We start from the raw sequence: 18,075 nt of genomic DNA, 5'->3' as shown, positions 1-18,075 counted from the left end.
CTGATCCTCGCACGGTACGCGTCCGGGATCGTCCGGCCCCGCCTCTGCCGTCACTTCCGGGATGTGTTGGAGAAAATCGGCCCGGTCGCCCCGTCTCGGGGGCGCGGTGCGGCGATCCGTGGCATTGTCGTCGACAAGCCTCTGTTGCCCGTATTCATCCGCTATCACACGTGATCAGCCCATGCATGATCAGCTTCTGCACCTGGTGCCGGTGCCCGCGGCGGTCCCGTTCCCTGCGCGTGATCGTCCGGTGGTCGCCCGTCCGGATGCCGACCGTAGGCGTTCCGCGCTGACTCCTGGCGGGACGCATGACCCGGATGCCCGCCCTCGCATGCCCGGATGTCCTTCGCGAGGCATGATCCGTAAAAGGCTGGAAAGTCGAATTACCGTACGCCACCGAGGAGGAGGAACCCCGTGACCCGCATCGACAGCGTGCGCGCCGCGACCGGTTCGGCGAAGGACAGCGTGCTGCATGCCGCGGAAGTGGTGGCGCCCTACGCCGACACGGCCAAGGACAAGGCAGCGCACTATGCACACGAAGCGCGCGTTCGTCTCGCGCCCAAGGTGTCGCAGGCCGCCGAACAGGCCCGCGTCCAGTACGACGCCCATCTCGCCCCGCGGCTGGAACAGGCTCGCACCCATGTGCCGCCCAAGGTGGACCTGGCCGCACATGGAGCAGCCGTCTACACCCGCAAGGCCGCCCGCCAGGCAGCCGACTACTCCCGTCCGAAGATCGAGCATGCCGCCGCCGTCGCCGGTCCGGCGCGGGAGGAGGCGGTGGCCCGTGGAGCCGCGGCGCTGGCCGCGTTGCGCGGGCAGGTCTCCCCGCGGCAGATTCAGAAGCTCGTGCGCCGGCAGCAGCGGCGGGCCAGGGCCGGCCGTGCCTTCAAGGGGCTGGCCGTGCTCAGTCTCCTGGCGGGGGGCGCCTTCGCCGCCTGGAAGTGGTGGGACAAGCAGGCGAACCCCGACTGGCTCGTCGAGCCGCCCGCCGCGACCGAGGTCCCGCAGGACGACCGTCTGACGTCGGTGGACGGCAGCGGCCAGCTGGACCCGGAGGTACAGGCGAAGCAGTCCGAGGAGGGTTCCACGGAGAACGACGACCGGCGCTGAACGGACCGGCTCCCGGGCCGGGCTCCAACACTTTGGTGGGGCAGGGGATTTGAACGGCTCCTGCCCCACAGTGCTGCCCTGGTGATGTTTCACGTGGAACGCCGAGGGGAGCGGAGCGTCCACGCCTTCCCCGCGCGATGACGTTTGCAACGCGTCATGTGTGCACATTCCGTGGAGACTTTCCTTACGGACCGCATCCCCCTGCTTACACATCTCTGGACGCATCGTCCCCCACAAGACGCCTCAAATCACCTCGCACCGCCCCCCGACCCCACCAGCCACTCACGCTGGGACTCACGCCTCCGGAGTCACTCCGAGCGTTTGCGCAAAGGAATGCAACGGCTGCAAATCCACTCCTGTGACACGGATCACCCCATGAAAAAACCGGTCAGCCGCCGAGAAGGGCGTCTGACCGGTCCGGGATGTGGAGCCTAGGGGAGTCGAACCCCTGACATCTGCCATGCAAAGACAGCGCTCTACCAACTGAGCTAAGGCCCCGAGAAGACACGTCCGGCCGGCGCGGACACACACCGGCGGGCGCTGCGGACCAGCGTACCGGGTCACCCCCGGTATCTCGCAAAAAGAGGGGGGTCCCCGTGGACGACCACTCTCCGTAAGATGCTCGTCGTGGTTCGCGACAGCGAACCCGGTTTTGGGGAAGCGATGGGGAGACGCAATGGACGCCGCACAGCAGGAAGCCACCGCAAGAGCGCGGGAGCTGCAGCGGAACTGGTACGGAGAGCCGTTGGGGGCGCTCTTCCGTAGGCTCATCGAAGATCTCGGTCTCAACCAGGCGCGTCTCGCCGGCGTACTGGGGCTGTCCGCGCCGATGCTGTCGCAGCTGATGAGCGGTCAGCGCGCCAAGATCGGCAATCCTGCGGTGGTCCAGCGGGTGCAGCTGTTGCAGGACCTGGCGGGACAGGTCGCGGACGGCAGCGTGAGCGCGGCCGAGGCGACCGAGCGGATGGACGAGATCAGAAAGTCGCAGGGGGGTTCCGTGCTCAACAACACCACGCAGACGACCAGCAGTTCGGGAGCACCCACGGTCAAGCGGGTGGTCCGCGAGATCCAGTCGCTGCTGCGCTCGGTCGCGGCCGCCGGCGACATCATCGAGGCGGCGGACACCCTCGCCCCGAGCCACCCGGAGCTGGCAGAGTTCCTCCGGGTGTACGGCGCCGGCCGCACCTCCGACGCGGTCGCCCACTACCAGTCCCACCAGAGCTAGCCGACGCCTCGGCCGCCGGGGGCTCTCGCGCCCGGGGGGGCGGGGGAGTCCCCGGGCCGTCCGGAAGGGGGAGCGACGTACGACCATGGGTGAGGTCTTCGCCGGACGGTACGAACTGGTCGATCCCATCGGGCGCGGGGGAGTCGGTGCGGTCTGGCGCGCCTGGGACCACCGGCGCCGCCGCTATGTGGCCGCCAAGGTCCTTCAGCAGAGCGACGCCCATGCGCTGCTGCGGTTCGTGCGCGAGCAGGCGCTGCGCATCGACCACCCCCATGTCCTCGCGCCCGCCAGCTGGGCCGCGGACGACGACAAGGTCCTGTTCACCATGGACCTGGTCGCCGGGGGCTCGCTGGTGCACCTCGTCGGGGACTACGGCCCGCTGCCTTGCGCGTTCGTCTGCACCCTGCTCGACCAACTGCTGTCCGGGCTCGCGGCCGTGCACGCGGAGGGGGTCGTGCACCGGGACGTCAAACCCGCCAATGTGCTCCTCGAGGCCACCGGCACCGCCCGGCCCCGGCTGCGTCTTTCGGACTTCGGCATCGCCATGCGCCTGGGAGAGCCGCGGTTGACGGAAACCGACTACGTGGTGGGTACGCCCGGTTATCTGGCGCCCGAACAACTGCTGGGCGCGGAGCCCGACTTCGCGGCCGACCTGTTCGCCGTGGGTCTGGTCGCGCTGTATCTGCTCCAGGGCGCCAAGCCGGACGCCAGGGCACTGGTCGAGCGCTTCGCCTCCCATGGCACGCCCGGCGCACCGCGCGGCATTCCCGGCCCGCTGTGGGAGGTCGTGGCGACGCTGCTGCAACCAGACCCGGCCGTGCGCTTCCGTACCGCCACGGGGGCGCGCAAGGCCCTCGCGTCGGCCCGGGAGCTGCTGCCCGAGCCGGGGGCCGATGAGGAACAGGTCGAGATCTTCGACCAACTCGGGCCGCTGCCCGCGGGGTTCGGGCCCGAGGGGCCGCTGGGTGAGGCGTCCGGGGTGGTGCATCGGGCGGCACCGGGCACCGCAGCCGGCACACTCGGCACCACAGCCGGCACACCGGGGGCCGCAGCCGGCACACCGGGCACCGCGACGGAGGGCGCACACGGTGGGTCCGCCGGGACCGGCGCCGGACCGGCACCGCTCACGACCGGCGCGATACCGCCGCGGCCGGCCACCGCTCCGACGGTCTCCCACATGCCCGCCCCCACCCCTCAGGCACCATCTGCCCCTCCTACACCATCGCCCCCTCCCGGCACCTGCACGCCCACGCCGTCACCGTCCTCCGGCGCCCGCCCGCCCGCGTCCCCTCCCCCCGCCGTACGACCGCAAGCCGCACGACCACAGGCAGCACCACGCGGCGTACCGCCCCGCCCGGCCGTCGATCCGACGCCTCCGTCGCGGCCGTCCACGATGTCGGACACCGGAAGCTTCCCTCTGCCGCCTCCGGTGCCGCGCACGGCCCTCGCTGCGGTGCCGGGCCCGCCCGAGCAGCCGCCCACGCCGCCCGCCACCGTGGCGGCTCCGGCCCCCGCGTACACGGCGCCCGCCCCGCACCACGCACCCACGTACATGCCCGCCCCCGGCCCGGCCACGGGCCCGGCGGCGGCCGCCCCACGGGCCGCCCACGAGCACACCGGGCCGTCGCCGTACACCCCCGTTCAGCCGCAGCGGACCGCACGGCACGGCAGGAGAGCGGCCGCCCGGCGCGCCGGACCGCCCGCGAAGGTCGCCGTACCGATCCTGCTCCTCGCGCTCGTCTGCTACGCGGTGGGCTTCTGGGCCCTGACCCGTATCTGAACGGCGCTCACCCCGCCCAGCGGCGGCTGCCCCGCCGACGGGCGGCGACGGTCCACACCCCAAGCCACAGGACCAGCGCGCTTCCGGTGCCGATCCCGCCCGCTGCGACCATCTTCATGGTGCGGGTGTCCCCCGCTGCCTCGCCGCCGACGCCGGTCGGGGCGGGAGACCAGGACCGGCCGGAGCCGCTGTGTCCGCCCGCGTCGGTCTCCGTCCTGGCCGCAGCTTCCTCCCGGTCCGCGGCCGTCACCTCGAACACGTCGCGTGGGACGGACCGCCCGGCGTACACCGGTCCGGACACCGGTGTCCCGCTGACCCGTACGCTCAGGGTCAGCCCGAACGGTCCGTTGCCGAACCGTTCCGCGACGGGTGCGCCGAGATGCACGGCGAGGTAGTACCAGCCCGCGAACCGCATCCCGCTCGCACGGTGGCCCACGGCACCGCGGTTGGCGTAGTCCACGGGCGGCAGCGGATCGAGCGCCGCCGAGATCCGCGCCCCGCTGTAACCGGCGTCGGCGTCGTCGACGTAGGCCCGGACCGGGTTGTAGAGCGACATGGCCAGGGCGGTGCCGACATAGCCCTCGCCGCCCTCGGAGCCGCCCATCTCGACGGTGGCGGAAAGCTGTTGTCCCCAGTCGACGGGAACCTTGTAGAAGAGGGTCTGTCCGGGCCTGATCCCGTCCTGCCACAGGCCCTGCCCCAGAGCGCTCGCCGCGGCGAAGCCCGCCCCGCCCGCGCGACGCGCGGCCTCCCCCGGTACGGGCTCGGCAGGCGCGGAGTCCCATGTCCCGGGCGGGGTCGCGGCCCCGGCCCGGCGCGGGGCCGGCTCGGAGACGTAGTCGAGCTCGAGGTCCCAGTCGACCGGCACGGAGGCGGTCAGATCGCGCCGTTCGACGACCATGTAGTACGTCCCCGCCCTCTTGCAGCCGTAGGTGCCGGGGCCGGTCTCGCGCGAGGCCCAGGCGGCGATCGGGTGCGGGCTCTGAGTGGGCCCGAAGTGGGAGGTTTCCGAGGAGCACGTGGTACCGGCGGCGTCCTGGACGGACACCTTGAGGCCGTCGGAGGAGGAGACCCGTGCCCCGGCCCGGGGCACGGCCGTCGCGGAGACGTAGGCGCTGGCGGAGGCGTCCAGGTCCAGACGGTAGTAGCGCTTGGCGCCCGCGGGCAGGGCGCTTTTGTAGGTGTGCCCGGGATCCAGGCGTACGGCACCCGTGGTGCCCGACGCGCCGGCGACCGTCCTGGCGTCACGGGCGAACGCGTACGCGGCCGGGGTGCCGTCGTCGGCCGAGGATGCCTGCGCGGCCCGCGTGGGGAGCGCCGAGGCCACGCCGAGCGCCACCGCCGCGCACAGGGCCACGGCCGCGTGCGCCGTCGTACGACCGCGCCGCGGGCACCCGCGTCCCGCTTCCGTACACCGCTTCCTCACGCTCCACCCCCGCCGTGCTCCGCCGTCCCGGACCGCCGCCCATCCTGCCCCGCAGGCCACGGCCGTACCCCGTTCTTGTGTGCGAGCGGCCGAAACGCTCCCCCGGGCAAGGAGCCGGGGAAACACAAAACCCCGACCGCACCGGCGGTCGGGGCCTGCTCTGATGTCTCTGTTGTCCGTGAGGACTCACGAACCCGTGGGCACGGAGTCGGTCGCCTCCGTCCACAGATCCTGCTCGGCGCGATCCGCCTGGATCTGGCGGTACACGAGGAGCCCGCCGATGGCGGCCAGTGCTACCAGGAGAAGCTTCTTCACCGCGCGACCTCGTCTTTCCTTGACGTAGGGGACTTCTGGCGCCCGACTATACACACCGATCGATACCGTTCGGTGACCTCAGCCGGTGCCCAACTCCAGGCCCGGGCACCGCAGTACGGCCGGGCGCCGCCGGTGCGCTCCCCGTCATCACACCTCACAGAGGGTGACGATCGACGCCCTCTCCCGTCTTTCCTGACTCTTCCGGGTCCGGTGCGTCCATCCGAGTGGTGTTCATCCGAAGATCGACGCGCCACGGGCGTTGGTCCACCACTTCGGAGCCCCCATACACATCATGAGGAAAGTACGCAAATCGCCCGACCCGAAAGTGAGGGGTCATGGCCCGCAACAAGGTCATGAAGCTGTGGACCGCCGTCGTCAGTGCCTTCCTCGCGCTGTTCACCGCGCTGGGATTCATCACCACGACCACCGCCGCCGCGGAGGTACCCCAGACCAAGCCGGCCCGCAACACCGCGGCGCAGGTGACGCCGCCGCGACCGGCCCACGGACACTGGCCCCGCGACCGGTCCCTGCCCCCCACGATGAAACAACGCATCCGCGCCGAGGCGCACGGCTCCTCTCCGACCTGCCGGCACCATCTGCCGGCCTCCGCCCCGACACTCCGCCTCGCCCGCTGCGCCCTCAGAGCCCCCAGCCGGCCCGCCGAACCTCCCGAAGCGACCGTGCGGCTCCAGCACTGAACCGACCCTCCCGGCCGCACCCCTCATGGGAACAGCGCGGCTCCGCCCCGGGCGCTCTTGCGTACGACGCCCCCACGGCAGACAGCCCGGCACCTGCTCCCAGGTGCCGGGCCGTCGGCACGCCCACCAGCGAACGGCGAGCCGCACCGCTCCTCCGGCAACTTTGCCCACCAGGCCTGCTGAAGTCCCAACGCCGTGGACGCCCCGGCTGCTGGTGGAGGAGCCCCGTCCGCAGCGGTACCCCGGTCCGTGTCACTCGTCTGCACCGTCGGGGACGACGGCGAGCAGCCGTCCGCTGAGGCTGGGACCTGACACAGGTGCGGCGCACTGCCTGTTCAGGAGCCGACCCGGCGGATGCGATCGCGGCGCGGCATGCACGCGCTGCTGAAGAAGGGCGAAGGTACCTCCGCATGTCACACCAGGCCGCGACAGTGCCGGGGGCTACCTGGGTGGCCAGGTGGGCGGGAGCTCTGCTGTGCTTCGCGGTGGCCGTCATCCACGTCGTGGACCAAGGCGGCATCACGGCGACGAGGGACCCCTACTACATCGGCGTCGCCTTCCACGTCCTGGAGATCGCGGCCGCGATCACCGCCGTGTTGCTCCTCATCGGCGTCATCCGACTGGGATGGCTGCTGGCAGCAGGGGTGGCCGCCGGACCCCTGCTGGGCTACATCCTCTCCAGGGGTCCGGGACTGCCCGACTTCAGCGATGACATCGGCCGTTGGACGGAACCGCTCGGGTTGATCAGCCTGGCCGTCGAAGGAGCCCTGCTCCTGCTGTCGGTGCCACTGTTCGTGCTGAGCCTGCGCCGCAGAACCTACTGAAGCTGCGCCTCGTAGCTGGACAGCTGGACGGCGCCTTCTACGTCGGGAAGGAGCGGCTCACCTGGCGGCCGACGAGCGGTGTCCCCTGCTGATCCACACCTGCGGGACAAACCCGGCCGCCCCTGGTGAACGCGGTCTGGGGGCGAAGCCCCAGGAACTTTTTGTTCCCACACCTCAGTGGAGCCGCTTAGGGCCGGTCCCGAAGTCGGGTGTGAGCTTGTGACAAGATCCCGGGATGCTGCGACTCACCGATTTCATTATCGACTGCCCGGACACGATGAAACTGGCGGCTTTCTACTCCGAGGTGACGGGCCGACCGATCAAGGAAGGCAGCTCCGAGCACTGGGCCGGCATCCAGTTCGGCGAGATCGAGCTGGCATTCATCCGGGTGGACGACTACCGCGCTCCGCAGTGGCCCGACAGCGAGCACCCCAAGCAGTTCCACCTCGACTTCGAAGTGGACGAGATCGAGTCCGAGCAGCGCCGCGTCCTCGACCTCGGCGCGACGCTAAGGCAGGACTTCATCGGCCCCAACGGCTACGGCTGGCAGGTCTACACCGACCCGGTCGGCCACCCCTTCTGCCTGTGCCGCAACAAGGGCGTCATCTGGACCGACCAGGGCCCGATCTGGCCCAAGCGTGACTGATTAGCCGCCCACTTCCCTCGCCCACCCCTCTCCGCACGCCCCTCCGGACCCGCACCCCGTACGGCGCCCCCTCCGCCCCTTGATCCTCGAAGCGATCGGCGCTGGGGTCCCCTACCGCCGCGTCACCGAACTCACCGGGATCTCCCGCGCGACCGTAGCCCGCTGGGGCAAGAGCACGGAGCAGTGAAAGTCAGGCCGCACCCGTCGAACACCGGGTGCGGCCTCGTCCGATTCGACGGAGTCGAAGCCCCCTAGGCTCCCACCGCTCCGGCGAGGTACCCGATGGAGCCCACTACACCGTGGGCCCGCGGCTCTGCCCGGACCCCGCCGACTGCGCCTGTGGAGGGACAGGCTGGCTGGACGGGGGCTTCTGCGTCTGGGAGGGAGCCATTCACTTGGCAGCCGACGAGCGATGCCCCCTCCGCGCCACCTGACGCAACCCCCGGCCGTCGGTGTCGACCGCCTGCGTCAAAAGACCCCCGGCCCTAGTGGACCGGGGGTCTTCTCGCTGGTGGGGCTAACAGGATTTGAACCTGTGGCCTCATCCTTATCAGGTCGATCACTACGGGCTGTCGATGCTGGCGGTCACCTGCCGTGCGGCGTTGTAGCGGTCGCTAGAGTCCGCGCCAGTCCGTGATCGTCCATGGTTGTTGGTGTCAGGCGTTGGTGTCAGACACCAAGGGGGTGCTTGACGCTTGCCCAGCTGGGGCGTACCGGGTTCCTCGTAGCTGCGACCGGACGAGAATCAGCACGATGATCACAGTGATCAACTGGGATGCTGAGTCGAGCGTCGCCGCTATGGCATCTGGGTTGATGACGCAAGCGGCGACAGCGGCGATCATCGGCCATCGTGCGTTGATGTCAGTGGTCCATGGAACAGTGGCAGTAGTGTCGCCGCTGCCGTTCGGAAGTGGGGCATGAGGGGTCGGGATGGACACGCCGTGTCTCTCCTGGTTCTCTCCGGGGGCGCGCCCGTCTCTCGCCAAAGTGCTCGGGCGCGCCCCGCGTCTTGTCGGGCCTCGTCTTTTCTAGGGCACGACACTGACAAAGCGAGGAGCCCAAGTCCGCTTCGTACACCGCGCGTTGACACCATCAGGGGCACCGTTTCACGTGAAACAAGCACGTCAGCTACAGCGGCTTAACGTGCCTGACCTGCCGAGATGGTGTCTTGCCGCGCTTCATCACCTCGGCAGCATAAGGATCGAGTACCTCGCGGATGCACTTGGCCATGTCACCGTCGAAGTAGTAGTTCATCTCAGCGCGGCCCCCCTCCGCGGCTTGGCCCTCTCCACCTAAGCCACCACTAACCCCAGCTCCCATCCCGTCTGCCGTCGACCCACACACCGTGGAGCGGGCGTGGTCCCTGGCGTCAAGGTGGAGCGCGCCACTGTACGAACGACCTTGACGCCAGGGACCGCGTCTGCTCGGCTCTGCCTGGGTCGATGGCAGACGGGATGGGAGCTCCCCGCGCACGCCACCACTCGGCCGGCACTCGCGAACGGCGCCCCCTCCATCTCGGAGCCTGAGCGCCCCCGCCGGAGGCACGTTCTGACCGTCGCCGCTCTATGCGGTGCTCGACTCATGGCCTCCGGGCCCTATCCACATGTGGGCGCGCGTCGGCGCAGCGCGGGCGGAGCGGGCCGGAGGCAGGAGCGGCGCCCGCAGCGGAGCCGGGAAGCGCGCCCGGCGGAGCGGAGCGCAGCCGGGGCTTGATGAGGTAGAGAAACCTGTAACAGCTCGCGCTGGGCTACGCGTCGAAGTCGTACTCCAGGATGTATGAGGCGGCGTCGAGCGTCATCTCGTTGATCTCGACGGGGCGGCCCTCGTCCGCGAAGGCGGTACGGCAAATGAGGATGACAGGCGTGCCCGCGGAGATGCTCAACTGCGCCGCTTCGTGTTTCGTGGGCATGCGTGAGCGGATCTCTTCGCGGAAGTGCACCGGCTTGTAACCGAGCTCGGCAAGGCGGGCGTATGTTCCGCCTGGGCCGGTGTCTTGCTGGGTGATCGCCGAACCTGCGACTACCGCGGTCGGAAGGTAGCTCGTCGCGAGAAGAACAGGCTTCCCGTCCAAGACGAACCGTCGGCGCCGCACGCAGACGGTGTCTTCCTCCCCCAGATCCAGAACCTGCCCAATGCGTTCCGGTGCCGCTTCTTCCGACACCGTCACTTGGTCGACCACTAGCGTGCGGTTCTCGATGTCGGCAGACCAGATGGACCGGCCGCTTCCCCACTGCTCCTGCGCGAGCCGCTGGATGCCTTTGCGCCGCAGGGGGCGGAAGTCTCGTACGAACACGCCCGCACCCTTGCGGGCCTCCGCGACTCCTTCATCCTTGAGCACGCTCAAGGCCTGGCGGGCCGTCATACGCGCCACGCCATGCGTGGCCATCAGCTCGTTTTCCCCCGGAAGCCGATCACCGGGGCCGTACCCGCCCGACTCGATCGCCTCGCGCAAAGAGTCCGCGATCTTCTGGTACTTCGGCCGACGGTCGTCGTCGGTGTTGGCCATTCCGGAGCCCTCCTCTCATCTCTAGACAGCCTAGGCCATGCGTACGTCACCTGCTCGATGCGTGTAGCCCCAATCTGACGCTCTGAACGTCTCTAGACATCCTGCTTGACGTCTCTAGAGATCTGCGCTCCAATGGAGATGTCTAGAGAGGTCGCATCGGGCGGCCTCCTCTGCACGAGGGATGTGCTCATGCCGTCGTTCAAGATCGACCTTTCGACTGCTGTGGTGTTCGTCGCGACTCCGCCCGCGCCGAAGCTGGTGAGCCAGAAGACCGGCGAGCGGGCCGTGGACCGGGAGACCGGTGCAAGCCTGTCGACGGTGGGCCTGCTGGTCTCGGATGAGGGGGAGGGGAACCTCTACCAGGTGACGATCCCGGAGACGGGTCTCCCCGAGAGCCTGACGCCGGGCATGCCGGTGCGCGTGGTCGGCCTGAAGGCCCGGGACTGGGAGAACGAGTTCAACGGCCAGAAGCGGCACGGGATCTCGTTCCGCGCGGTCGCGATCACGGCCGGGGCCTGACCATGACCGACCTGTCCACCTGGCTCGAAGCCGGGACTGCGGCGGCCAGTGCCGGAGGGCTCGGCTACGCGAAGGTACGCGCCCCGCGCGTGTACTGGTCGCTGGTCGGCTTGCCGGTCACCTGGGGCCGGTTCACCTGGACCTACCGGTCAACGATGGACGTGTGCGGACTGACAGTGCAGCCGTCCGGTCTGCGGGCCTTCATGACCCGCAACGTCGTCCGCCGCGAGGTTCGTCCGGTGCCGCCGAAGGTTCGCCGGGTCCGCCCGACTTCCACCGGCCTGCGGGTCTCGCTCCGGCTGCCGGCCGGACTGGAGCCCGCGGATGTCGCCGCCTCCTCCGAGCGGCTACGCCACGCCTGGGGGGTGCGGTCGGTGACCGTGGCGGAGACCAAGCCGGGCTACGTCGAACTGCGCATGACGGGTTATGACGTGCTCAAGCGGGTGCGTCTGCCGCGCTCGGTGCGCTCCCGAGACCTGGTGGTGCCGGTGGCGCTGCGCGAGGACGGCTCGGTGTTCGAGCGGGACTACCGCAAGGTGCCGCACGCGCTGACGCTCGGGGCGAACCAGTCCGGCAAGTCGATGTATCAGCGCAACCTGGTCAAGGGCCTGGCCCGGCTACCGGTCGGCCTGGTCGGCATCGACTGCAAACGAGGCGTCGAACAGTCCCGCTACGCGCCCCGTCTGTCCGCCTTGGTCACCACGCCGGATGACGCCTCCAGTCTGCTGGATGCGCTGGTGGGCGAGATGGAAGTCCGCTTCGATCTGCTCGCCGATTACGGGGCGTCGGATGTGTGGGAACTCCCGGATGCGGTGCGGCCGGTGCCTCTGGTCGTCCTGGTCGACGAGGTGGCAGAGCTGTTCTTGGTCACCTCGAAGAAGGAGGAGGAGCGCCGGGACCGCTCGGTCATGCAGATGGTCCGCCTGGGCCAGATGGCCCGTGCGGTCGGCATCTTCCTGGAAGTCTGCGGCCAGCGCTTCGGCTCGGACCTGGGCAGGGGCGCGACCGCGCTCCGCGCTCAGCTCACTGGGCGCGTGGTGCACCGCGTCAACGATAAGCAAACAGCCGAGATGGGCTTAGGGGATATCGCCCCCGACGCGGTGATGGCGGCGACCACGATCGCCCCGGACCGCCCCGGTGTAGCGGTGGCCGGTGACACCTCCGGCGGCTGGTCCCGCATCCGAACCCCCGAGACCTCCAAGGACGACGTGGTGGCCGTGTGCCGCCAGTTCGCCGACCTCACCCCGGAACTGCCTTTCTTGGCTCCGTTCCGGCCGACCGTCCGCCCCGCCCCGGTGCCTGAGCCGGTGCCGCCGCTGGTCAAGGCGCGCCCGGTCATCGAGAGGGAAGTGAGGGCATGACTCGCTCGATCCGCCTGGATGCCGTGCTGGTTCAGGCCGTGATTGCTGGCGCGTTGTCCTTCGCCCACCTCCACGACTTGGCCGCAGCCGCTGGACAGACCGGCTGGAAAGCCTGGGCCTACCCCGTCAGTGTCGACCTGCTCCTGGTCGCCGTGTGGCGACGGCTCCGGACCGACGGCCCGTCCCGCCTGGCCTGGCTCTGGTTCCTCGTGGCCCTGGTCGCCTCGCTCGGCGCCAACATCGCCACCGCCGGACTCCTCAACCTGGGCCATGTACCGGCCTGGCTCCGGATCCTCGTCGCCGGATGGCCAGCCCTGGCTTTCCTCGGCGGCACCCTGCTCGCCCACACGCACAGCCATGCCGACGGCCGGGAGCCGGTCCTGCCGGCACCCGCGGTCACGGCACCGCAGCCCACCGAACCGGCCCCGGAACCCGAGCGCGAACCGGTCGCCACCTCAGCGCCTGCTCCGGCTCTGCCTCAAGCGGCTCCGGCCCCTCCGGTGCCCCCGGCGCTGGTCGACCACGCCCGCAAGGTCGCGGCCGACCACCGCACCCGCACCGGCACGGACATCGACACCGCCACCCTGCGTGCCCGCCTTGGTGTCCCCGAGGACCTCGCCGGAGCCATCGCCGCCCAACTCGCCTGACAGCTAGGGAGGTTCCACCCAGTGCGCCCGAACCGCTTCTACGACGTGATCCAGATAGGTCCCGTCAAGGTCGGCACCTACAACAACGGCCGCGGCCAGACCCGCCACACCGCCGCCTGCACCGCCCCGAAGTGCGGCTTCTCCACCGAGCACCGCGACCGCTCAGCCGCTGAACTCGCCGCCCGCTCCCACCGCTGCAACCCCTGACCCGGAAGGGAGACCCGCCCATGTTCACCCCGAAGTACCCGCCTCAGGACACCGCGCCGCCTGCCGCAGCCGCCGCCTCGACGGTCCACACTCCGGTGCCCGTTCCGTCGACACCAGCCCCGGCGCCGGTCGCCCCGGCCCGGCCGACCGTCCAGCTCACCCCCGGCAGCGCGCTCGCCCTCGCCGCCGGTGGCGGAGCCGTGGTCCTGGTCGTCGGCGCGGTCCTGGTCTCGCTGCTGCTCGCGGTCGCCATCACCGGCGTCTCCGTCGCCGTGGTCGCGGTCGTCCTGCGCCTGCTCATCAAGGACCTGCACCAGCACTGAACGGCCCCCGGGGCGGCCTCGGTCGCCAAACTTCCGCCGCCCCGGGCGCCTGGACCTCTTCCTGATCCAACGGACCCGAAAGGGAGCCCCATCATGCCTCAGCACGCCCAGAACACGCGCGTCTGCCGCGAGTGCGACGGCTTCGGCACTGCCGCCGTGACCACCGGCACCCGCCACCACGACGGCACCCGCGCCACCCTCCGCGTCCACTGCCTGACCTGCAAGGGCACCGGCCACGCCACCGCCGCCCCGGCCCTGGTTCGGGCGGGGAGGTGACCGCGTGAAGAGCCTGACCACCTCGGCCCACATCGAGTCAGACACTCGCTTCCGCGTCACGCCGTTCGCGGATCGCGCCACCCCCTTCGTCAGCCTCCGCATCGAGGGCGACCTCGTCGAGATCGCGCTGATCGCCTCCCCCGGCACTGCTGAGGCCCTACGCAACCTGGCCGCCGCAGCAATCGAAGCCGCTGGCTCCCTGGACGCCATGGTCGCCGACGCGCCGGAGGTGATCGGCCATGGATGACCTCACCCCAACCCCGGACCGCCCCGGCCTGCACGTCAGCAAGCCGTCGCCGTCGGACCCCGCCCAAGCCTCGGCCGTCTGCCGCTGCGGTGCCCAAGCCACCGCCACCGGAGACGCCCAGGTCCGCGCCCTGGTCGAGGGCTACACCGCCAACCACGGCCCCGCACACGGAAGGAAGTAACCGCGTGACCACCGCCGCCACCATGGCGGGCCTGGACCCGGCCACCCTCGCAGACGTGCTGAGGCTGGCCGGGTCTCCGGACTACGACCGCATCCAAGAACAGATCCGCCGCACCGGCGGCTGCTCCGACCCCATCCACCTGCAAGGTTCCACCGTCACCCGCGACGCGGTCACCGGACAGGTCCTGCACCACTACTCCACAGACACCGAACCCGGCGGCCGACTCCGCGTCGCCTGCGGCAACCGCCGCGCCTCCCGCTGCCCCGCCTGCGCCTGGACCTACGCCGGAGACACCTACCACCTCATCCGCGCCGGACTCGTCGGTGACCTGGCCAAGGGCACCCCGCACACTGTGCGCGATCATCCCCGCGTCTTCGCCACCCTCACAGCCCCCTCGTTCGGCCCCGTACACAACCGCCCCGGCAACCGGCCCTGCCGCTGCGGCACCCGCCACCCCGAGGACGCCCCGGAGCTGGGTACCCCCCTCAATCCGGCGGCGTACGACTACGCGGGCGCCGTGCTGTGGAACAACCACGCCTCCGAGCTGTGGCGCTACTTCACGATCTACCTGCGCCGCGAGATCGCCCGTCGCGCCGGACTCACCCAGAAAGCCGCCCGGGAACAGTCCCGCGTCTCCTTCGGCAAGGTTGCTGAGTATCAGAAGCGCGGAGCCGTCCATTTCCACGCCGTGGTCCGTTTCGACGGCCCCGAGGGGCCAGACACCCCGCCCCCGGCTTGGGCCACGCTCGAGCTGCTCGCCGACGCGATCCGCGCTGCCGCGGCCCGCGTCGTGGTCGAGGTGGCGCCTGCCGGAGACCAGCCAGCGCGCACGCTGCGCTGGGGCACACAGCTCGACGTCCAGCCCATCGGCGCGTTCGGCGACGGCGAGGAGATCACCGAACAGGCCGTTGCCTCCTACGTGGCCAAGTACGCCACCAAGGCGGCCGAGACCACCGGCACCGTGGACCGTCGCATCGGCAACACAGAAGCCCTCGTCCTGCTCGGCGTACCTGACCACCCGCGCAGGCTGATCGAGGCGTGCCTCGACCTGCACCCGCTCTACCCCGACCGCAAGCTCCGGGACTGGGCTCACATGCTCGGCTTCCGCGGCTACTTCTCCACCAAGTCCCGCCGCTACTCGACCACCCTCGGCGCCCTCCGCCAGGCCCGCGCTGACTACCGCGCAGCGCAGCAACGCGAAGCCCTCGGCCTGCCCGATCTCAACGACGCCCCGGAGACGACCACGCTCACGCTCGCCCACTGGACGTATGCCGGCCACGGCCACACTCCCGGCGAATCCTGGTTCGCCGCCAACATCCGCCGGGACATCCAGCTCAACCGCGAGACCGCTCGCGAAGCCCTACAAGACCAACTCGCCCAGGAAGGAGCCGCCGCATGACCACCGCTACCGCCGAACTCCTGACAGTGCCGGAAGTCATGGCGCGGCTCAAAGTCGGCCGGGGCAAGGTCTACGACCTGATCCGCACGCACCGCCTGACTTCGATCAAGGTCGACGGATGCCGCCGTGTCCCTGCTGACTCAGTCGGGGACTTCATTCGGCGGCAGATCGAGAGGGGTGTCTGATGGCCAAGAGGCGCCCCAACGGTGGCGGCACGATCTCAAAGCGGACGGACGGCCGCTATATGGGCCGCGCGTACGTCACCGATACGGACGGCAACCGTGTCCGCCGGACCGTCTACGGCGCCACCTGGGACGAAGCCAACGAGAAGCTCGGCAAGCTTCAGGACCAGGAGCGCAACGGCGTCCCGGTGCCTTCCCGCTCCTGGACAGTCGGCGAGTGGCTGACGTACTGGCTTGAGCACATCGTCGAGCCGGAGCGCGAGCACAACACCTACGCCAAGTACGAGTCCAAGATCCGTCTCTACCTGCTGCCGTATCTCGGCAAGAAGCCCTTGGTGAAGCTCACGCCCGCCCACCTCCGCACGTTCATGGCCACGCTGAAGCGTGAGAAGGTCGGCTCGGCTACCCGCTTCGAGGTGCTCCGCGTCCTCCGAAACGCGCTCAACCGGGCCATCCGTGAGGAGCTGCTCACGCGCAACGTCGCGTTGCTGGTCGACATGCCCAAGGTCACCAAGGACAAGGGCAAGGCATGGAGCGCGCGTGAGGCGATCACGTTCCTTCGCTCGGTCCGCGCTCACCGCCTCTACGCGGCCTGCGTCCTGGTGCTCGTGCTCGGCCTCCGTCGCAGTGAGGTCCTGGGCCTGCGCTGGCAAGACATCGACTTCGAGGCTCGCCAGTTCACGCCGGTCAAGCAGGTACAGCGCGAGAAGGGCGTCGGCCTGGTCCTCAAAGACCTCAAGACTGAGTCCTCACAGGCTGTGCTCCCGCTGCCGGAGTTCTGCGCCCGCGCCCTGGAGGAGCGCAGGGAGGTTCAGGAGCTGGAGCGGAAGATCGCCGGTGACCACTGGTCGCAGGAGCCGGACCACGATCTGATCTTCTCCTCGGAGCATGGCGGCATGATCGACCCGGTGGGCTTCTCCCGGACCTTCGATCGGCTCGTGAAGCGTGCCAGCGTCCGCCGCATCACGGTCCGGCTCGCCCGGCACACCTGCGGCACCCTGCTCGCCTTCCTGAAGGTGCATCCCAAGGTCGCTCAGGCGATCCTTCGGCACAGCCAGATCAGCATGACCATGGACGTCTACACGCACGTGGTCGGCGACAGTGAGCGGGAAGCCGTCGCGATGCTTGCCGAGCTGCTGGAAGATCCGCTCATCGGCTGACCGTTGCTGTTGGTGTCAACCGTTGGTGTCAAAAGACCCCCGGCCCTAGTGGGCCGGGGGTCTTTTCGCTGGTGGGGCTAACAGGATTTGAACCTGTGGCCTCATCCTTATCAGGGATGCGCTCTAACCAACTGAGCTATAGCCCCGCCGCGCTCTGCGGTGTATGTCCCGCGCGCTGACCCCTGAAGATTAGCGCACGACGTGGGAAGTCCCAAAATCGGTTACCCGGGGACGGACGAGAGGGCGCGCCCCTCCGGGGTGCGGCCCTCTTCGGTGCAGCGCTCAGGGGGCCTCGGCGGGGCTCCTCGGCGCCTCGCTCACTCGTCCTCCGCGAGGGTCAGCTCGACACCACCGACGAAGCCCGCGGAGAGGTTGTAGATGAACGCGCCGAGCGTCGCGAGGGCGGTCGCCAGGATCACGTCGATGACCGCGATGATCGTCGTGAAGATGAGCACGTTCGACAGGGACAGGAACGACTGGAGGTCGAAGCCGTTCGACTCGTTCGAGCCGGTGGCCTCCGAGATCGTGCCGCCGACCGAGGAGAAGACGCCCATGGCGTCCATGACCATCCACAGCACCGCGGACGCCACGACCGTGCAGATGCCGAGCGCGATGGAGAGCAGGAAGCTGACCTTCATGACCGACCACGGATCGGCCTTCGCCACTCTGAGCCGTGCCTTGCGGGTGCGCGGAGTGGTGGACGCGCCGGTCCGGGGGCGGCGCACGGCGCCCGTCGCCGACTGCGCCGAGTAGGCCTGAGGCGGGTGGTAGGGCCCAGCGGACTGCTGTGGCTTGCGCTCCCCCGGCAGGGGGGACGCGGCGGCCGGCTGTGCCCCCGGCTCGGGCTGCGCGGCGCCTGCGGCGGCCGGCCCCGCTCCAGCCGCGTGCTGCCGGGTCCCCGGCCCTCGGGTGTCCGTCACACTTCCCCCCTGGGTTCCATGAGAGTCATGGGAGTGGGTCGAGTCCGTGGCCGAGCCACGGCCGCCGCCGTCCGTGTCCGTATCGGTCGATCCGGCGCCCGTGGCTCCGCTCACGCTGACTCA

Annotated in this window: 22 protein-coding genes and 2 tRNA genes; 17 read left to right on the top strand and 7 right to left on the bottom strand. The window is 70.0% G+C overall.

Annotation, left to right across the window (positions count from 1 at the left end):
• The first annotated feature begins 414 nt into the window (after positions 1-414).
• Positions 415-1,110 (top strand): DUF5324 family protein, encoded by a 696-nt coding sequence (locus tag ABZ823_RS05720; RefSeq protein WP_361654057.1) that lies wholly within the window; start codon positions 415-417, stop codon positions 1,108-1,110.
• A gap of 425 nt (positions 1,111-1,535) precedes the next feature.
• On the opposite strand, the gene ABZ823_RS05715 is transcribed toward ABZ823_RS05720, so the two are convergent.
• A tRNA-Ala gene (locus tag ABZ823_RS05715) sits at positions 1,536-1,608 on the bottom strand.
• Positions 1,609-1,786: 178 nt separating this feature from the next.
• On the opposite strand from ABZ823_RS05715, the gene ABZ823_RS05710 reads away from it, so the two are divergent.
• Positions 1,787-2,335, top strand: a complete 549-nt coding sequence (locus ABZ823_RS05710) for a DNA-binding protein (protein ID WP_361654054.1) — start codon at positions 1,787-1,789, stop codon at positions 2,333-2,335.
• Positions 2,336-2,420: 85 nt separating this feature from the next.
• A complete protein-coding gene (locus tag ABZ823_RS05705; RefSeq protein ID WP_361654051.1) occupies positions 2,421-4,115 on the top strand; it encodes a protein kinase in 1,695 nt (564 codons plus the stop codon).
• Between the two features lie 7 nt (positions 4,116-4,122).
• Here ABZ823_RS05705 and ABZ823_RS05700 read toward each other — a convergent pair whose 3' ends face one another.
• On the bottom strand, positions 4,123-5,472 hold the full coding sequence (locus ABZ823_RS05700; protein WP_361654048.1) for a hypothetical protein: 1,350 nt from the start codon (positions 5,470-5,472) through the stop codon (positions 4,123-4,125).
• A gap of 255 nt (positions 5,473-5,727) precedes the next feature.
• Positions 5,728-5,856 carry a DLW-39 family protein gene (locus ABZ823_RS05695; RefSeq protein WP_003999697.1) on the bottom strand — a complete coding sequence of 43 codons (129 nt, stop codon included), beginning with the start codon at positions 5,854-5,856 and terminating at the stop codon, positions 5,728-5,730.
• Positions 5,857-6,191: 335 nt separating this feature from the next.
• Here ABZ823_RS05695 and ABZ823_RS05690 point away from each other — a divergent pair, with 335 nt between their 5' ends.
• The 3 genes from ABZ823_RS05690 to ABZ823_RS05680 all read left to right on the top strand — a co-directional run bounded on the left by ABZ823_RS05690 (position 6,192) and on the right by ABZ823_RS05680 (position 8,024).
• Positions 6,192-6,554, top strand: a complete 363-nt coding sequence (locus ABZ823_RS05690; RefSeq protein WP_361654045.1) for a DUF6344 domain-containing protein — start codon at positions 6,192-6,194, stop codon at positions 6,552-6,554.
• A gap of 410 nt (positions 6,555-6,964) precedes the next feature.
• The gene (locus ABZ823_RS05685; RefSeq protein WP_361654042.1) at positions 6,965-7,378 is read left to right on the top strand and encodes a hypothetical protein; all 414 of its coding nucleotides are present in this window, start codon (positions 6,965-6,967) and stop codon (positions 7,376-7,378) included.
• Positions 7,379-7,613: 235 nt separating this feature from the next.
• The gene (locus tag ABZ823_RS05680; RefSeq protein ID WP_361654040.1) at positions 7,614-8,024 is read left to right on the top strand and encodes a VOC family protein; all 411 of its coding nucleotides are present in this window, start codon (positions 7,614-7,616) and stop codon (positions 8,022-8,024) included.
• A 1,128-nt stretch (positions 8,025-9,152) separates the two neighbouring features.
• On the opposite strand, the gene ABZ823_RS05675 is transcribed toward ABZ823_RS05680, so the two are convergent.
• Together ABZ823_RS05675 and ABZ823_RS05670 are read right to left on the bottom strand one after the other, a co-directional pair.
• Positions 9,153-9,278 carry a hypothetical protein gene (locus ABZ823_RS05675; RefSeq protein WP_361654037.1) on the bottom strand — a complete coding sequence of 42 codons (126 nt, stop codon included), beginning with the start codon at positions 9,276-9,278 and terminating at the stop codon, positions 9,153-9,155.
• Positions 9,279-9,771: 493 nt separating this feature from the next.
• On the bottom strand, positions 9,772-10,530 hold the full coding sequence (locus ABZ823_RS05670) for a GntR family transcriptional regulator (protein ID WP_361654034.1): 759 nt from the start codon (positions 10,528-10,530) through the stop codon (positions 9,772-9,774).
• Positions 10,531-10,719: 189 nt separating this feature from the next.
• Here ABZ823_RS05670 and ABZ823_RS05665 point away from each other — a divergent pair, with 189 nt between their 5' ends.
• The 11 genes from ABZ823_RS05665 (at position 10,720) to ABZ823_RS05615 (ending at position 17,032) form a co-directional block, all read left to right on the top strand.
• Entirely contained in the window at positions 10,720-11,049 is a 330-nt protein-coding gene (locus ABZ823_RS05665) for a hypothetical protein (protein ID WP_361654031.1), read from the top strand.
• Positions 11,050-11,051: 2 nt separating this feature from the next.
• On the top strand, positions 11,052-12,410 hold the full coding sequence (locus ABZ823_RS05660; RefSeq protein ID WP_361654028.1) for an FtsK/SpoIIIE domain-containing protein: 1,359 nt from the start codon (positions 11,052-11,054) through the stop codon (positions 12,408-12,410).
• Positions 12,407-13,057 (top strand): DUF2637 domain-containing protein, encoded by a 651-nt coding sequence (locus tag ABZ823_RS05655; RefSeq protein ID WP_361654025.1) that lies wholly within the window; start codon positions 12,407-12,409, stop codon positions 13,055-13,057. Before ABZ823_RS05660 ends, ABZ823_RS05655 begins: the two co-directional genes overlap by 4 nt.
• Positions 13,058-13,078: 21 nt before the next feature.
• Positions 13,079-13,264 (top strand): mobile element transfer protein, encoded by a 186-nt coding sequence (locus ABZ823_RS05650; protein WP_361654022.1) that lies wholly within the window; start codon positions 13,079-13,081, stop codon positions 13,262-13,264.
• A gap of 20 nt (positions 13,265-13,284) precedes the next feature.
• The gene (locus ABZ823_RS05645; RefSeq protein WP_361654019.1) at positions 13,285-13,587 is read left to right on the top strand and encodes a SpdD protein; all 303 of its coding nucleotides are present in this window, start codon (positions 13,285-13,287) and stop codon (positions 13,585-13,587) included.
• A 93-nt stretch (positions 13,588-13,680) separates the two neighbouring features.
• Positions 13,681-13,863 carry a hypothetical protein gene (locus ABZ823_RS05640; protein WP_361654017.1) on the top strand — a complete coding sequence of 61 codons (183 nt, stop codon included), beginning with the start codon at positions 13,681-13,683 and terminating at the stop codon, positions 13,861-13,863.
• Positions 13,864-13,867: 4 nt separating this feature from the next.
• Entirely contained in the window at positions 13,868-14,110 is a 243-nt protein-coding gene (locus ABZ823_RS05635; protein WP_361654014.1) for a hypothetical protein, read from the top strand.
• Positions 14,103-14,291, top strand: a complete 189-nt coding sequence (locus ABZ823_RS05630; protein WP_361654013.1) for a hypothetical protein — start codon at positions 14,103-14,105, stop codon at positions 14,289-14,291. The genes ABZ823_RS05635 and ABZ823_RS05630 overlap by 8 nt, the downstream gene beginning before the upstream one ends.
• A gap of 4 nt (positions 14,292-14,295) precedes the next feature.
• Positions 14,296-15,690 (top strand): replication initiator protein RepSA, encoded by a 1,395-nt coding sequence (gene repSA / locus ABZ823_RS05625; RefSeq protein WP_361654010.1) that lies wholly within the window; start codon positions 14,296-14,298, stop codon positions 15,688-15,690.
• Positions 15,687-15,875 (top strand): helix-turn-helix domain-containing protein, encoded by a 189-nt coding sequence (locus ABZ823_RS05620; protein WP_361654007.1) that lies wholly within the window; start codon positions 15,687-15,689, stop codon positions 15,873-15,875. The genes repSA and ABZ823_RS05620 overlap by 4 nt, the downstream gene beginning before the upstream one ends.
• Positions 15,875-17,032: a site-specific integrase gene (locus tag ABZ823_RS05615; RefSeq protein WP_361654004.1), complete on the top strand. Its 1,158-nt coding sequence runs from the start codon at positions 15,875-15,877 to the stop codon at positions 17,030-17,032. The genes ABZ823_RS05620 and ABZ823_RS05615 overlap by 1 nt, the downstream gene beginning before the upstream one ends.
• A 69-nt stretch (positions 17,033-17,101) precedes the next feature.
• Here ABZ823_RS05615 and ABZ823_RS05610 read toward each other — a convergent pair.
• Positions 17,102-17,178 (bottom strand) — tRNA-Ile (locus ABZ823_RS05610).
• A gap of 171 nt (positions 17,179-17,349) precedes the next feature.
• Positions 17,350-18,066 carry a DUF3566 domain-containing protein gene (locus tag ABZ823_RS05605; RefSeq protein ID WP_361654001.1) on the bottom strand — a complete coding sequence of 239 codons (717 nt, stop codon included), beginning with the start codon at positions 18,064-18,066 and terminating at the stop codon, positions 17,350-17,352.
• Positions 18,067-18,075: the final 9 nt, after the last annotated feature.

This window comes from Streptomyces sp. NPDC047079 (assembly GCF_040643755.1).
GTDB lineage: Bacteria > Actinomycetota > Actinomycetes > Streptomycetales > Streptomycetaceae > Streptomyces.
Note: the sequence above shows the minus strand (reverse complement) of the source record. Positions and strands in the feature narration are given on the sequence as shown.

What these genes read in the sequence shown, in the direction of transcription:
- ABZ823_RS05710 (WP_361654054.1), top strand. Translation starts at nt 1,787, where the DNA reads ATGGACGCCGCACAGCAGGAAGCCACCGCAAGAGCGCGGGAGCTGCAG.
- ABZ823_RS05705 (WP_361654051.1), top strand. Translation starts at nt 2,421, where the DNA reads ATGGGTGAGGTCTTCGCCGGACGGTACGAACTGGTCGATCCCATCGGG.
- ABZ823_RS05690 (WP_361654045.1), top strand. Translation starts at nt 6,192, where the DNA reads ATGGCCCGCAACAAGGTCATGAAGCTGTGGACCGCCGTCGTCAGTGCC.
- ABZ823_RS05685 (WP_361654042.1), top strand. Translation starts at nt 6,965, where the DNA reads ATGTCACACCAGGCCGCGACAGTGCCGGGGGCTACCTGGGTGGCCAGG.
- ABZ823_RS05680 (WP_361654040.1), top strand. Translation starts at nt 7,614, where the DNA reads ATGCTGCGACTCACCGATTTCATTATCGACTGCCCGGACACGATGAAA.
- ABZ823_RS05675 (WP_361654037.1), bottom strand. Translation starts at nt 9,278, where the DNA reads ATGAACTACTACTTCGACGGTGACATGGCCAAGTGCATCCGCGAGGTA.
- ABZ823_RS05670 (WP_361654034.1), bottom strand. Translation starts at nt 10,530, where the DNA reads ATGGCCAACACCGACGACGACCGTCGGCCGAAGTACCAGAAGATCGCG.
- ABZ823_RS05665 (WP_361654031.1), top strand. Translation starts at nt 10,720, where the DNA reads ATGCCGTCGTTCAAGATCGACCTTTCGACTGCTGTGGTGTTCGTCGCG.
- ABZ823_RS05660 (WP_361654028.1), top strand. Translation starts at nt 11,052, where the DNA reads ATGACCGACCTGTCCACCTGGCTCGAAGCCGGGACTGCGGCGGCCAGT.
- ABZ823_RS05655 (WP_361654025.1), top strand. Translation starts at nt 12,407, where the DNA reads ATGACTCGCTCGATCCGCCTGGATGCCGTGCTGGTTCAGGCCGTGATT.
- ABZ823_RS05645 (WP_361654019.1), top strand. Translation starts at nt 13,285, where the DNA reads ATGTTCACCCCGAAGTACCCGCCTCAGGACACCGCGCCGCCTGCCGCA.
- ABZ823_RS05640 (WP_361654017.1), top strand. Translation starts at nt 13,681, where the DNA reads ATGCCTCAGCACGCCCAGAACACGCGCGTCTGCCGCGAGTGCGACGGC.
- ABZ823_RS05630 (WP_361654013.1), top strand. Translation starts at nt 14,103, where the DNA reads ATGGATGACCTCACCCCAACCCCGGACCGCCCCGGCCTGCACGTCAGC.
- ABZ823_RS05620 (WP_361654007.1), top strand. Translation starts at nt 15,687, where the DNA reads ATGACCACCGCTACCGCCGAACTCCTGACAGTGCCGGAAGTCATGGCG.
- ABZ823_RS05615 (WP_361654004.1), top strand. Translation starts at nt 15,875, where the DNA reads ATGGCCAAGAGGCGCCCCAACGGTGGCGGCACGATCTCAAAGCGGACG.